The organism is Streptomyces tamarix (assembly GCF_032423885.1).
Lineage (GTDB): Bacteria > Actinomycetota > Actinomycetes > Streptomycetales > Streptomycetaceae > Streptomyces > Streptomyces tamarix.
On record NZ_JAWCTQ010000038.1, the window covers coordinates 22365 to 36543 of the forward strand.

10 protein-coding genes are annotated in these 14179 nt (G+C 72.2%); 8 read left to right on the plus strand and 2 right to left on the minus strand.

From position 1 onward, the window contains the following. Positions 1-45: 45 nt before the first annotated feature. Positions 46-6147 (plus strand): DNRLRE domain-containing protein, encoded by a 6102-nt coding sequence (locus RND61_RS24765; RefSeq protein WP_315880294.1) that lies wholly within the window; start codon positions 46-48, stop codon positions 6145-6147. After that, the gene (locus RND61_RS24770; RefSeq protein WP_315880295.1) at positions 6144-6626 is read left to right on the plus strand and encodes a hypothetical protein; all 483 of its coding nucleotides are present in this window, start codon (positions 6144-6146) and stop codon (positions 6624-6626) included. The genes RND61_RS24765 and RND61_RS24770 overlap by 4 nt, the downstream gene beginning before the upstream one ends. A gap of 153 nt (positions 6627-6779) precedes the next feature. Here RND61_RS24770 and RND61_RS24775 read toward each other — a convergent pair whose 3' ends face one another. Then, a complete protein-coding gene (locus RND61_RS24775) occupies positions 6780-7535 on the minus strand; it encodes an AfsR/SARP family transcriptional regulator (RefSeq protein WP_315880296.1) in 756 nt (251 codons plus the stop codon). 146 nt (positions 7536-7681) lie between these two features. After that, positions 7682-7879, minus strand: coding sequence for a hypothetical protein (locus RND61_RS24780; protein WP_315880297.1), 198 nt, complete (start codon positions 7877-7879; stop codon positions 7682-7684). A 186-nt stretch (positions 7880-8065) separates the two neighbouring features. Between RND61_RS24780 and RND61_RS24785 the strand changes: the two genes are divergently transcribed. The 6 genes from RND61_RS24785 to RND61_RS24810 are packed head-to-tail and all read left to right on the plus strand — an operon-like array spanning position 8066 to position 14175. Then, on the plus strand, positions 8066-8644 hold the full coding sequence (locus RND61_RS24785; protein ID WP_315880298.1) for a DUF4255 domain-containing protein: 579 nt from the start codon (positions 8066-8068) through the stop codon (positions 8642-8644). Beyond that, positions 8641-9372 carry a carboxypeptidase-like regulatory domain-containing protein gene (locus tag RND61_RS24790; RefSeq protein WP_315880299.1) on the plus strand — a complete coding sequence of 244 codons (732 nt, stop codon included), beginning with the start codon at positions 8641-8643 and terminating at the stop codon, positions 9370-9372. Before RND61_RS24785 ends, RND61_RS24790 begins: the two co-directional genes overlap by 4 nt. Before the next feature lie 11 nt (positions 9373-9383). Next, positions 9384-11648: a phage tail sheath C-terminal domain-containing protein gene (locus tag RND61_RS24795; RefSeq protein ID WP_315880300.1), complete on the plus strand. Its 2265-nt coding sequence runs from the start codon at positions 9384-9386 to the stop codon at positions 11646-11648. Between the two features lie 31 nt (positions 11649-11679). Next, the gene (locus tag RND61_RS24800; RefSeq protein WP_225830072.1) at positions 11680-12135 is read left to right on the plus strand and encodes a phage tail protein; all 456 of its coding nucleotides are present in this window, start codon (positions 11680-11682) and stop codon (positions 12133-12135) included. 1 nt (position 12136) lies between these two features. Continuing rightward, positions 12137-13660 carry a phage tail sheath family protein gene (locus RND61_RS24805; protein WP_315880301.1) on the plus strand — a complete coding sequence of 508 codons (1524 nt, stop codon included), beginning with the start codon at positions 12137-12139 and terminating at the stop codon, positions 13658-13660. Next, positions 13657-14175 carry a phage tail protein gene (locus RND61_RS24810; protein WP_315880302.1) on the plus strand — a complete coding sequence of 173 codons (519 nt, stop codon included), beginning with the start codon at positions 13657-13659 and terminating at the stop codon, positions 14173-14175. Before RND61_RS24805 ends, RND61_RS24810 begins: the two co-directional genes overlap by 4 nt. Positions 14176-14179: the final 4 nt, after the last annotated feature.

A 14179-nucleotide genomic window follows, 5' to 3' on the forward strand; every position in this document is an offset into this window, starting at 1 on the left:
GGTCGACGACTCTGGTCCTCTCCCGCGTGGATACGCCGGACCGCGATGGCGGTTTCCGTCGTCACCACCGTGACCATGCTGGAGGGCGCGGCCGTCGTCGTTCCCGCAGCCGCCGCACCTGCCGCTTCCGAGCGGGCCGCCGCCCAGCCGGAGCGCGGCCCTGCCGAGGCCCGCGACGCGGCGTCCGCCTTCCTGATGGCCCGTCTCCAGAACCGCCGGATCGAGATCACCGGCGAGCGGACCGCGTCCACGACCACGTACGCCCTGCCCAACGGCACGTCCTCGGTGGAGACCTTCACCGGCCCCGTGCGCGCCAAGGACGCCGGTGGCCACTGGCGGCCCATCGACACGAGCCTGGTCGATGCCGGTGACACCGTCCGTCCCCAGCAGGCCGCGGCGGACATCGCCCTCTCCGACGGTGGTTCCGGCGAGCCCCTCGTGGAGGTCGAGCGCGGTCCGCACGCGCTGGGCATCGGCTGGACCGGCAACCTCCCCAAGCCCGTGCTCAAGGGCTCGACGGCCACGTACGAAAACGCCGTCGAAGGGGGCGACCTCGTGGTCACCGCCCTGAAGGAAGGTTTCTCCCACTCGGTCGTCCTCCACGAGCGCCCCGACGGCCCCGTCGAGTACCGCATCCCCGTCGAGGCCGACGGCCTCACGCTCTCGGAGACCGCCGACAAGCGGATGCACTGGTCTGACGCGAAGAACCGGGCCAGGGCCACCGCGCCGGCCCCGGTCATGTGGGACTCCTCCTACGACCGCGCCTCCGGCGATTCCGCGCACATCGCGCCCGTCGAGGTCGACATCGAGGAGGGCAAGGACGGAAAGGGCCAGGTACTGGTCCTCAAGCCGAGCCGGGCGTTCCTCGACGACCCCGCCCTCACCTACCCGGTGACGATCGACCCCACGGACTCCCTCATGGGCCCGGTCACCGACACCTGGATCCAGTACGACGACTACCTGACCTCTCAGCGCGGCTCCACCGAGCTGAAGTCGGGCACGTACAACGGTGCCGAGAAGGCCCGTTCGTTCCTGCAGTTCAACGTCGACAAGTACAAGGGCAAGCAGATCCTCGACACGGACCTGCGCCTGTACTCGTCCTACTCGTCGACCTGTTCGACGGCGAACTCCGGCAACCAGGTGCGCCGGATCACCGCTGCCTGGGACCCCTCGGCCATCACCTGGTCGAACCAGCCGGCCACCACCGCCACCGGCGCGGTGACCTCCACCGCCGCCAAGGGCTACAACTCCACCTGCCCGGCCGGCCACGTCTCCTGGGACGTCGACGCCATCGTGCAGGCGTGGGCCGACGGCCAGCCCAACTACGGCCTGCGGATCGCCGCCGTGGACGAGACCGACGCCCTGACCTGGCGTCGCTACCACTCGGCCAACCAGACCGACGGTTCCCACAACGCGGCCTACGAGCCCTCGCTGACCGTCACCTACAACACCAAGCCCGGCGCCGCCACCCAGGTCTCCCCGCTGTCGGGCTCGTCCACGAACGACACCACCCCGACCCTGACGGGCAAGGCCACCGACCCCGACGGCAACACCGTTCAGCTGACCTACGAGATCTGGACGGCGAGCGGTACCGCCGCACTCCAGACCGGCAAGTCCGCGTACACGGCCTCCGGCGTCAACGCGCCCTGGACACCCACCACGGCGCTCGCGCCGGGCAGCTACAAGTGGCGCGCGTCCGTCCACGACGGCACGACGTGGAACGGCGCCTGGTCCGCGTGGCAGACCTTCACCGTCGACACGACCAAGCCCGCCAACACCGCGATCTCCTCGACGGCCTTCCCGGCCGGCCAGTGGTCCGGCACGCCGGACGCGAACGGTGACTTCACGGGTGGCTTCACCTTCACCCCGCCGGCCGGCGACGTGAAGGACATCCAGTACAAGCTCGACGCGGGCGCCTGGACCACCACCGCCACCACCGGCACGGCCGTGACCAGGACCCTCAGTTTCAAAGCGGGAGCCCACACCGTCACCGCGCACACCCGCGACGCGGCCGGCAACGTCTCCGCCAACACCACCTACGCGTTCAACGCCGGCAAGGGCGCGGCCCTGACCGCTCCCGGCGGCGGCGAGCGTCCGGCGCGCCGCACCAGCCTGATGGCCCAGGGCGACCCGTCGTACACCGGCGTGCGCTACCAGTTCCGCCGCGGCGAGACCGACCCCTGGCACGACGTGCCCGCGGCCCACGTGCGGGTCGACTCCTCGGGAGCCGTGCTGCCGGCCTGGCCGGTCGCCGTCAGCGGCGGCAAGCCCGCGCAGCTCACCTGGGAGATCACCACCACGCTGCCCGAGGACGGGCCGGTCGACGTCCGAGCCCTCTTCAGCAGCGGTACCGTCACGGAACCGTCCCCCGAAGTCTCCGTCACCGTCGACCGCGCGGCAGGCGCCGCGCCCCTGCTCCCCGTGGGACCGGGCGAGGTCAACAGCCTGACCGGCGACTTCACCGTCCGCGCCACCGACGCGAACGGGGCGGGTACCGCGGTGACCCGTACCGCCTACTCGCGCGACGACCACCCCGATGACGACGGCCAGGTCAAGATCTTCGGCCCGGAGTGGGTCTCCGGCGTCTACGCCGAGATCACCGACACCTCGTACACTGGCCTGCGCAAGACCTCCGGCACCTCGGTCGAGGTCCTCATGGAGGACGGCGCGATCGGCTTCACCGCCACCACCGGCGGCGGCTGGAAGCCCGAAGAGGGAGCCGAGGGCCTCACCCTGACCGGCGCGCTCACCGACGCGTTCACGCTCACGGACGACGACGGCACGGTCACGGTCTTCAAGAAGGTCGACTCGGCCGCCGACACCTGGCAGGTGGAGTCCACCCGCCTGCCCACCGACAACACCACCACCCGGATCGTCTCGGAACGGGTCCCGGCCGGCACCAAGGTGCTCGCCCGCCCGAAGTACGTCATCGCCCCGAGCACCGCCGTCACCTCCGCCGTCTGCGAGTCGACCCCCGCCACCGCGGGCTGCGAGCGCCTGGACTTCGTCTACGCGACGGCCACCACGGCCACCGGGCACACCACCGCGGCCGACTTCGGCGACTTCGCCGGCCAGGTCAAGGAGATCCGCCTGTGGTCCACGGCCCCCGGTGCCACCGCGGCCACGGCCCAGACCGTCTCCACGTACCGCTACGACAAGGACGGCCGACTGCGCCAGCAGTGGGACCCCCGCCTGTCGCAGGCCACCCAGGTGCAGTACTCGTACGACTCGGCCAACCGCATCTACTGGATGATGCCGGGCACCGAACTGCCCTGGACCTTCACCTACGGCAAGGCCGGCAACTCGGCCGCCGCCGGTGAGGGCATGCTGCTCAAGGCGTCCCGCCCGTCCCTCAAGCAGGGTTCGAAGACGGAGACCGACGGCGGTACCGTCACCAACTCCGTCGTCTACGACGTTCCGCTGACCGGCGCCGGCGCCCCCTATCCGATGGGCGCCGCCGACGTCGCCGACTGGGGCCAGAGGGACGCCCCGACCGACGCCACCGCCGTCTTCCCGCCCGACGCCGTCCCCGCCGGGCACGACGGAACGGCCCTGACGGCCGCCGCGTACGAGCGGGCCGCGATCACCTACGTCAACGCCTCCGGGCGCGAGGTCAACACCGCCGTCCCCGGCGGCCGCATCTCCACCACCGGTTACAACGCCGGCGGCGCGGTCGTCTTCACCCTGTCCGCCGCCAACCGCGAACTGGCCCTGGCCACCTCCGGCCCGGCCCTCGACCGGCTCACCCGCCTCGGCATCCACGACGCCGGGTCCGCCGAGCGCGCCGCGCTGCTCGCCGAAACCAAGGAGTACGGCGCGGACGGGTTCCGGCTGCTGCACTCGTACGGACCGCTGCACCTGGTGGAGCTCCAGCAGGGCGCGGCGGACCTGCCCGCGGGGACCGAGGTCCCGGCGCGGCTGCACACCGCCACCGTCTACGACCAGGGCCGGCCCGCCTCCGCCGCGGTCAGCGGCCAGCCCACCACCGTGACCGCCGGTGCGTTCGTGCCCGGCCGTGCGGGCGGTGACCTCGACACCCGTACGACCGTCACCACGTACGACTGGTCCAAGGGCCTGCCGCTGACGACGGCCGAGGACCCGTCGGGCCTGAACCTCGTCACCAGCACCGCCTACGACGCCCAGGGGCGCGTGGTCTCCACGACGCTGCCCAAGGGCGGAGCCGCCGGCACGCGCGTGACCTCCTACTACACGGCGGACGGCACCGGCACCTGCGGCGGCCGTCCCGAATGGGCGGACAAGATCTGCTCCACCGGTCCGGCCGACCCGGCCTCCGGCGTCACCTCCGTCCACGAGTACGACGTGCACGGCGAGATCGCGAAGACCACCGCGACCGCCGACGGTTCGACGCGCGTCACCCGGGTCGTCCGCGACGGCGCGGGGCGCGTCACCCGCACCTCGGTCACCGGCGGCCTCGGCACCGCGGTCCCGGAGACGATCCGCACGTACGACCCGGTCGGCGGCCGGCTGACCAGTGTGGCCTCCGGCGGCAAGACGGCCGTCCACGGCTACGACGCCCTGGGCCGCTCCGTCTCCTACGACGACGGCGCCGGCAACGTCACCACCACCGAGTACGACCGGTTCGGCCGCGTGGTGAAGGTCTCCGACTCCGCCCCCTCGACGGTCACGTACGCCTACGACACCGCCGAGGACCCGCGCGGTCTGCCCACCTCCATGACGGACTCCGTGGCCGGCACCTTCGGTGCCGCGTACGACGCGTCGGGCCTCGTCGCGAGCGAGACCCTGCCGGGCGGCCACACGCTCAGCACCGTCTCGGACGAGACCGGGTTCACCACCTCGCGGGTCTACACCCGTGACGCGGACGGCGCGACGCTGCTCACCGACGTGGCCGTCCCGACGGTCCACGGCCAGGTGAGCTCCGGCACCCGCAGCGCGGGCACCGGGAACGGCCAGAGCTTCCGCTACGACCGCACCGGCCGCCTCACCGACGTCGACGAGTCCGGCGCGTACGGGCAGCAGCACCGCACGTACGGCTTCGACGCCAACTCCAACCGGACCCGCCTGGTCACCACCCACGACCAGGACAGCACGCCCGCGTCCACGACCACGGACCACACCTACGACGCGGCCGACCGCCTGATCGGCCCCGGCCTCACGTACGACGCCTTCGGCCGCACGCTGACCAAGCCGGGCACCGTCTTCGGCTACTACGCCAACGACCTCGTGCGGCAGCAGACGTCCGGTGACAGCCGCCGGACGTGGGACCTCGACGCCCAGGGCCGTTTGGCCTCGTGGACCAGCGAGACCCTCGACGCACAGGGCGCGGTCACCGCTTCGGTGAGTTCGGTGAACCACTACCGCAGCGGGGCGGACACCCCCTCCTGGACGGTGGAGGACGTGGCCGCGAACCTGCGCAGCCGCAACGTCACCAGCCTGTCGGGCCAGCTGGCCGCCGTCACCGGAACCTCCGGCGGCACCGTGCTCCAGCTCACCGACCTGCACGGCGACGCGGGTGTCGCGCTGCCGCTCGACCCGGCCCAGCCGCCGGCGGTGGCCGACACGGACGAGTACGGCAACGTTCGCGAGGGCACGGCCTCGGCCCGCTACAACTGGCTGGCCGCCCACATGCGCGCCTCGGACACGCCGTCCGGCGTCATCCTCATGGGCGTGCGCCAGTACGACCCGACGACCGGCCGCTTCCTGTCCGTCGACCCCGTCTACGGCGGCAACGCCAACCCGTACGAGTACTGCTCCGGTGACGGCAACAACTGCACCGACCTCGGCGGCGACTGCAGCTCCGGCAAGCTGTGCTGCACCTTCTCGGTGGACAACCCGCACCCGTCCCACACGGCCAAGGGCCGCATCAACGTGCACGCCGACATCAAGAAGTGCAAGAAGAAGGTGGGCAGCTACTCCATCAAGGTCTCGCTGTACCGGTCACGCTGGTACGGCTGGGAGAAGATGGACAGCAACTACAAGTCGGGGAACAACGTGTACAAGGCTCGTGAGGTGGCCAACTGGGCACCGCGGGGCACGTGCTACTACTACAAGGGCGTGGGCGAGTTCATGATCTCGACCGGCCCGAACGGTTCCGGGAACAAGGGCTACGCGACCGTCGTGAACTACGACAAGAACTACATCAACGACAGGGACGAGATGTGCCTGTGACGCACCCTCCGCGGACCGCGTGCCTGCTGGACTGGCACGCCGACGCCCCGTACGGCCTGACCGTGCTGGGCGTCCCCGCGGACCGCTTGACCGAGGCGGAGGAGAAGGCCGCGTCGGCACTGGCCGGCCGGCCCCTCCCCGCCTCGTGGCAGGGCGCGGACCCGGCGCTGCGGCGCCGTCTCGTCGCCGCGTGCCGGCCGGTCCCGACGACGGGTCTCTGGCACGTCTCGGACGACCGGCCGGTCACCGACGAGCGCCTCGCCCGTCGGGACTGCCTGCGGGCACTCGCCGCCGAGTGGCCCGGCGCGGAGCCGCTGCCGGCCGACCGGACCGCCCGCCTGCCGGGGCTGACCGCCCTGGTCCGCCTGGCCGCCCTGGTCTGCCGCATGCCACCGGAAGCGGAGCTGGACCCGGACGAGGACCTCCTCGACGTGTTCGACACCTACACGGTGGGAGGCATCCCGGACGACCGCGTCTGACCCGGCGATCGCACGCCGATCGCCGACCCGACCGCTCCCGGCCGCACCTCGCGGCCGGGAGCGGCCGTGCTTCTCGCGCGGGGACGGCAACCGCGCACCGGGTGGTCCTCGCCGCCGTGGGAGCCGCAGCCGCAACGCCCCACCGCGCGGCCGTCAGGCGCCGGAGGCATGGAGCCGCGACCGCCCGCCGTGCTCGGCGCGCAGGGGCACGAGGTCCCTCAGCGAGGAGGAGGGCTCCAGTCCCAGTTCCTCCCGCAGGATGCGGCGGCACTGTTCGTACTGGTGCAGCGCCGCTCCTCTGTTGCCGGCGGCCAGATGCGCCTTCACGAGTACGCGGTGGGCGCTTTCCTGCAAGGGCTCGGCGCGTACGGCGGCGAGTCCGGCGGCGACGGCTTCGCCGTAGCGCTGCGCCGACGTCAATCGCTCGGTCATCGCTTCCAGGGCGTAAAGCCGGAGCTGGTGGTACTGCTCCTGTTCTATCAACATCCAGTCGTTCTCCGGCCACTCCGGCAGGAGGTCCGCCGACAGGTCCGCCAGCGTCTGCATGGTGAGGATGTCGTCGCAGGGGCGCGAGTTGTCGAGCAGCCGGTGCGCGCGTGCGACCGCGTCGTGCAGGTCCACGGTGATGTGGGGGGACAGGGCCAGTTCACGGGCGGACACGTCGATGACGGGGTGGCCCATCTGCGCCGTCCGCCAGAGGGACGACCTCAGGTTCGCGTTGGCGCGTGACGTCGTGACGTCCGGCCAGAGGGTTCCGGCCACGTAGGCGCGGGAGCGCGGCATGTCCTGCAGGGCGAGGAACGCCAGAAGTCGTTGAATGCTGGAGCAGACTGGAATGCTTGTATGATTAACCGCGAGAGCGAAGCCCTTGAGTAGCCGTAAAGTAATAAAATGGGATTGTCCGTTCATCGACCCCCCATTACCGATGTCGGCTTGGTGATCTTCGGTTCGGCTCATCGGCTTTTCGAAGCCATGCTACGGGAAAGACGCGACCGTGGGATCGACCATTAGCGGGTCGACCGTCAAAAAGGAATCACCGGAACGTCGCGAAAACGTCACCCGTTCTGTTCCAGCAGCTCATCGAGCCAGGCCCGCACGGCCAAGAGGACGTCGGCGGTCTCGCTCGCCGCGGTGGGACGTTCCCGCTCCCCGTCGACGATCCGGATGATGCGCGCGCGGAAGCCGTCCGGGCTGCCGTCTTCCCACCACACCCGGAGCACGAGGACGCCGGAACGCGTCGAGGGGGTCTCCATGAGAGACCGAGTCTCCTCCGGCGGTGTCACCCGGGCGTCGTCGATCCGTGACCGGTGACGCCGTCGCACGCCGCGAAGACGTGGGGGTGACGCCGGTACGACGGGTGAGTCGCGGACGGATCACAGGGGAGTCTGCACCCTCTCGGCATACGTGGTCGGCACACGCCGGACCGAGGGGGGCTTCGCATGGGTGACTTCGGTGTGATCGCCGACGTCTCGTCGGTCGTCGTGAACACGCTGACGCAGGCCCTGCGCGGGCTGAGCCAGGTGGAACCGCCGATCGCGGAACTGAACGACCTCTCCGAGACGGTCCAGACACCGCCGCCCAAACTCACGGTGTTCCTCTACGAGATCGCGGAGGACCCCACCTCGCGCAACCGGCCCCCGGTGCGCTCCCAGCCCCCCGAACCACCGACCATCCGCAAGCCGCCGATGGCCCTGCTGCTGCGGTACCTGATCACCCCCTGGGGCGGCGACCAGGCGACCCAGCACCGGATGCTCGGGCGCGCCCTCCAGACCTTCTACGACGACGCGATCCTGGACGGCGGGCGCCTGTCCGGCAGCCTGGCGGCCAGCACCGACTCGCTGCACGTCACCCTGACGCCGCTGACCCTCGACCAGAAGTCCTGGGTCTGGTACGCGATCCAGAAGCCGTACCGGCTCTCGCTGAACTACGAGATCCGCGTCGTCGACCTGGACTCGGCCGTGGAGACGGCGGTGCGGCCGGTGCGCAGCCGGACCATCGAGGGGACGGCGACGCCGTGAGCGCCTTCCTGCCCCTGGCCCGCTCGACGCTCTACAGCCCCGTGTGGCTGGTGCCGTTCGACGACTACGCGCGGCGGGTGCGCACGGCTGGTGTGGAGGTCCGACTCGAACGGTTCGACGACGCGGGCGGCGGCTGGCTGCCCCTGGACGACAGGGCGGTGCGCACCCCCGGCGGGGCCATCGCCTTCCCGGGCCTCGGCAGGCGGGCGGAGCCGTGGATGGTCGGGCCGGAGCGCCACCGGGTCCGTTTCGCGGCCGCCGGCTACCAGCCGCTGTACCCGGCCGACGGCCGGCCGTTCTCGGCCGACCTCGCCGGCGTGGAGTTCCTGGTGCACCCGTACGACGACACGCACCCGCCCTCCGCCGAAGCGTCCCCGCGGCTGGTCCGGCTGCTGCCGGGGACCGCCTTCCCCTACCCGCCGGGCGCGCGCACGGTCCGCGGTGCCGTACGGGACGCCACCACCGGGGCGCCCGTCGCGAACGCGCTCGTCGAGGCCAGGGGGCGCACGAGCCAGGACCTGGCGCCGTGGCACGAACGCACGCTCTCCGACCCCCGGGGGGCCTTCCGGCTCGCCCTGCGGTGGGAGGGGGAGAAGGCCGCCGAGCAGGCGGGCGAGGAGACCTTCCGCCTGGAGGCCACCGAGCGGCCGGGCCGGACCGGGTCGCTGACCGTGCGCCTGCCCCGGGACGCGGAGCACCGGCACGTCATCGAGATCCGTGAGCAGTGAGGAGCCCATTCATGGCCGAGTACCTGAGCCCCGGGGTCTACGTGGAGGAGATCGACGCGGGGCCGCGGCCGATCGCGGGAGTGAGCACGAGCACCGCCGGGATGGTCGGAGTCACCGCTCGCGGCCCGTACATCGGCAAGCCCAAACTGGTCACGAACTTCCTGGAGTTCCAGAACGCCTTCGGCGGTTTCCTGCCCGAGCCCGAGACGTCCGTACGGGACACGTGGGCGAACGACCCCTCCGAAGGCGGCCGCTGGTGGCTGTTCCCCCTCGCCGTCAAGGGGTTCTTCGACAACGGCGGCCGGCGCCTGTACGTCAAGCGGGTCGTCGGCGGGGGAGCCAAGGCGGCCTCCGGCACCCTGGGCCAGGGCCTGGTCAGCCAGATCACCGCCGACGCCGCGCGGGGCGCCACCCGCCTCCAACTGGGCCACCTGATCGGCTTCACTGGGGCCGGACAGGAGATCCAGGTCTTCCGCGGCGACGACCAGCGGGCGATCCACACCGTGACCGTCTCCGGCTACGACATGGCCACCCGCCGCATCACCCTCGACCAACCGCTGCCCACCGAGGTCAGGACATCCCGCGGCGACTACGTCCAGGTCGGGCGGCGCGGCGACGAGCCGACGCTGCGGTTCTCCGCGGTGAGCCCCGGCGCGTGGGGCGGGGGCGTCCAGGTCCGGGTCCAGCCGATGGTCGGCGCCGCGCTGCCGGTGCTGCCCGAGCCGCAGGAGGGCGGGCTGTTCGTCACCCGCCTGGTCGCGGACGCGCCCGAGGACAGCGGGACGGTCGAGGTGGCCGCGGTGACCGGGCTCGACCCCGACGCCCTTCCCGACGACGTCTGGGTGCAGATCGGCCCCGACCGGTTCAAGGTCCAGGTCGGCCGGCCGGCCGACGGCAAGGTCACGCTCACCTTCCCGGCGGGCACCGCGCACGCCGCCTGGGAGACCGGTCTGACGACGCGCCGGGTGCGCCGGGGCAGCACCGCGGCGGGACGGACCCTGCGGATCGGCGGCGCGAGCAGGCTGTACCAGGGCGCGGTCGTCCAGCTCGACGACGGCACCACCCTGACCGCGGCGACCGTCGAGGCGGTCACCGGGGACGTCGTCGCCTTCGACCGCGACGTGCCGGGGACGTTCTTCGAGACCGACCGGATCCACCTGATCGAGGCCGAGGTCAGCACCCGCTTCACCGACGCGGGCGGCGCCGCGGTCACCGAGACCTTCGGCAACCTGCGGTTCTCCGGCGACACCCCGGCGAACCTGACGGCCGTCCTGGAGAGCCGGTCCCAGCTGGTGCGGGCCACCGCGCTGCCCGGCCTGTCCGCCGACCCCACCAGGTTCCCCGTGCCCGCGACCGGTGCCTGGCTGACGCTGGCGGACGGCGACGACGCGTACGAGTCCCTGAGCGTGGCCGACTTCGTCGGCACCGACGGCGGCAGCGGGCGGCGCACCGGAATCGTCGCGCTGGAGGACATCGACGAGATCGCCGTCTGCGCGGTGCCCGGCGTGTGGTCCGGCACGGTCGAGTCGAGCCTGGTCGCCCACTGCGAACTGCTCAAGGACCGGTTCGCGATCCTCGACCCCCGTGACGGTCTCGACATCGAGGGGATCCAGGCGTTCCGCGAGCCCTTCGACACCAAGTACGCCGCGCTCTACTACCCGTGGCTGGTCGCCCGCGACCCGTCGACCAACCGCGACGTCGAGGTGCCGCCGTCGGGCCACATGGCCGGGATCTACGCCCGGGTGGACGTGGAGAGGGGCGTGCACAAGGCACCCGCCAACGTGGTCGTCCGGGGCGTCCGGCAGACCGACGGGTTCGCCCAGGACATCACCAGGCGCCACCAGGACCTGCTGAACCCGAGGGGCGTCAACGCGCTGCGGTACTTCCCCGGCCTCGGCCACCGGGTGTGGGGCGCGCGGACGCTCTCCTCGGACAGCTCGTGGAAGTACGTCAACGTCCGGCGGCTCTTCCTCTTCCTGGAGGAGTCGATCGACGAAGGCACCCAGTGGGTGGTCTTCGAACCCAACGACGAGTCGCTGTGGGCCCTGGTCCGCCAGACGGTCACCAACTTCCTCACCACGGTCTGGCGCAGCGGCGCACTCGCCGGTACCACCGCCGACGAGGCGTTCTTCGTCGCCTGCGACCGCACCACGATGACCGAGGACGACCTGGCCAACGGCCGTCTCATCTGCGTCGTCGGCGTCGCGCCGGTCTTCCCCGCCGAGTTCGTGATCTTCCGGATCCAGCAGAAGACCCGCGAGACCCAGCTCGCCTGAGCACCCGACCGAGGAACGAGGAGGGGCCGCCATGCCGCCCGTGACCAGGGACGACCCGTACGCGTCCTACAACTTCCAGATCATCGTGACCAACGTCAGCGACGACGGCGTCGCGGTGAGCGGCTCCTTCACCGAGGCCAGCGGCCTCGAACTGGAGATCCCGCCGATCGAGTACCGCAACGGGAGCGAGGACATCACCGTCCGCAAGATCCCCGGGCTCAAGAAGTACACCAACCTCACCTTCAAGCGCGGCATCACCGGTCACGTCGGCTTCTGGAACTGGGTGGTCGAGGCGCTCAACGGCAAGGTGCGGCGCACCTCCGGCTCGATCGTGCTCCTCGACGAGAACCGCCAGGAGGCCATGCGCTGGAACTTCGACCGCGGCTGGCCGACCAAGTACACCGGCCCGACCCTGAGCGCCACCAAGAACGAGATCGCCATGGAGACGCTCGTCCTCGCGGTCGAGAAGCTGGAGATCGACGTCTGACATGACCAGTGAAGCGCTTCCCGGCGTGTCCCTGACGTCCGCGCCGCGCGGCTTCGAGGAGCAACCGCTGCGCACGGACGTGGCGGCCTTCCTCGGTCGGCTCCGCCGGGGCCCGGTCGGCGCCCCGGTGCGGGTGGAGAGCTGGAACGACGTCGTGGACGCCTTCGGGCCTCCCCCCGGCCCACCGGGCGGGAGGAACCCCCGGGACGGCGCCTTCGCCACCCCGTACGCCCTGCGCGGCTTCTTCGAGAACGGCGGCCGCACGGCCTGGGTGGTGCGCGTGTCGGGCCCGGCCGCCACCGCCCGGACCCGGTGGACGGTCGGCCCGCTGAGCGGGTTCCCCGCCACGCGCTACCAGCTGGTCGCCACCAGCCCGGGAACCTGGGCCAACGGCGGGCGGATCGCCGTCCGCTACCGGGCCAGCACGGTCGCCGGACCGCCGAGGGTGAGCATCCGGATCGACGTGCCCGGTGAGCCGCCCGAGTCCTTCCCCGGCCTGCCGCCCTCCGAAGCGGCGCACCGGCTGACCGCGTCCCGCCTCGTCCGGCTCGTCCCGGACGGACCCCCGCCGCCGCCCGGGCGGCCCGGACCGATCTCGATGTCCTGGGACCTGACGCTCGCGGGCGGCACCGACTCCGCGCCCACCCGCGGCGCGTACGAGGAGGCCGTGGCCGTCCAGGCCGAACTGCCGGAACCGGCGCTGGTGGCGCTGCCGGACCTCGGCACGGACCTGGCCGGGGGCGCGCACACGGACGTGGTGCTCGCCCTCCTGCGGAGCATCGCCCCGCTGCACGACCGGCTGGCCGTCCTCGACGTACCGCCCCGGCTGTCCTCCGTGGACGAGACGGTCGACTGGGTGCGGTCGCTCACGGCGACGGGCGACAGCCGGCTCCTCGGCTGCGCGGCCGTCTACCACCCGGCGCTGCGCACCCCCGACGGGCACGGGCTGCGCACCGTCCCCGCCTCCGGGCACGTCCTGGGCGTCATCGCCCGCCTCGACGCCGAGCGCGGAGCGCACCACACGCCCGCCAACGCCGTCGTACTGGAGGCGGTCGACCTGGCGACCGAGTTCCCCGAGCCACAGCAGGTGCGGCTGTTCGACGCGGGCGTCGACCTGGTGCGGTGCACCCGCGGGCGGGGGCTGGTGGTGTGGGGCGGGCGCACCCTCTCCGCGGACCCCCGCACCCGCCACGTCGCGCACCGCCGCCTGGTGCACCTCCTGGTGCGCGCCCTGCGCAGGGTGGCCGGCCCGCTGGTGTTCGACGTCAACTCGCCCGAGCTGCGGCTGGCGCTGGTGAGGGCGATCACCTCGGTGCTGCTCTCCGCCTTCCGGGCCGGAGCGCTCGCCGGCGCGCGGCCCGAGCAGGCGTTCCGGGTGGTGTGCGACGACACCAACAACCCGCCCGAGCAGGACCCGGGGCAACTCGTCTGCGAGGTCGAGGTCGCCCCGGCCGCCCCCATGGAGTTCATCCGGATGCGCCTCGTCCTCGGCCAGGACCGGGGCCTGGAGGTGATCGAGGCATGAACCAGGACCCGCTGCCGAAGTACCGCTTCCTGGTCACCCTCGACCCCGGCGACGCCTACCTGCCGCCCGCGCAGGCGCTGCTGCTGCCGCTGGTCGCGTCCGGCGCGTTCCAGGAAGTCGCCGGCCTCGGCGCGCAGTTGGAGGTGACGAGCTATCCGGAGGGCGGCCGCAACGACTCGGTGCACCAACTGCCGCTGCGCCACTCGTGGAACCGGATCACCCTCAAGCGCGGCGTGGCGCGCGACCCGGGCCTGTGGGCCTGGTACCAGGCGGGGCTCGCCGACTCGCTGGGCGCCCGTCGCGACGGAGCGGTGATCGTGCTCGGCCCGGACGGGGTGCCCGGCGCGGCCTGGGCGTTCCACGGCGGGCTGGCCGCCAAGTGGACCGGACCGGACCTGCACGCCGAGCAGAACGCGATCGCCATCGAGTCGCTGGAGATCGCCCACGAGGGACTGACCAAGGTCCTCCAGGACACCGCGGCGGGCCTGTCGCCGCGACCGAACCGAGGGAGGTGACCGA